This is a genomic window from Geobacillus sp. ZGt-1 (genome assembly GCF_001026865.1).
GTDB classification, from domain to species: domain Bacteria; phylum Bacillota; class Bacilli; order Bacillales; family Anoxybacillaceae; genus Geobacillus; species Geobacillus thermoleovorans.
In genome coordinates this window covers 1-479 of the sequence record NZ_LDPD01000105.1, presented here as the reverse complement: position 1 = coordinate 479, position 479 = coordinate 1, and the positions used below count along the sequence as shown (strand labels likewise).

Annotated in this window: 1 pseudogene; it reads right to left on the bottom strand. The window is 27.8% G+C overall.

Annotated features, from left to right (window positions below):
- A pseudogene (locus tag VU18_RS20895) lies at positions 1–399 on the bottom strand (hypothetical protein); the annotation flags it as partial.
- Between the last annotated feature and the right edge of the window lie 80 nt (positions 400–479).

Below are 479 nucleotides of genomic sequence, written 5' to 3'. Positions count from 1 at the left end.
AGCAATATTCAATTCATGATTTAGAACATTTTTTTCATCAAAGGTATTTTCTAAATCTAAATCTAATTTATGCTCTCTTACTTTTATATCTATTTGACTATAATATTTTTGCACAATATCTTTAGTACTTTTACTTGGTGCTAAAACTTGTTTGGCACCCGTTAATAATTTCAAAAACTTTGTTCTCCATTCCACAATGTCAAGATTAGTTCCCTTAAGATTTACTACCTCTTCTGTCGCTAACCTAGAAGCAACACACTTTTGGCATATAGAACTATTGGTTTCCGCAAAACAGTACTTTCCCTTAAAGTTAATTAGATTATAGCTTGGGCAAACACAGAAGAAATCATGTATAAAGAACAGGTAATCTACTTTACAATTCATTATTAACTCAATCATCTTGTAAACTGGAAAGGAAACTAATTGGTTTATATAAATAAGATTAATATTTAAATATTCAAGTATTTTGTTAAATTGTT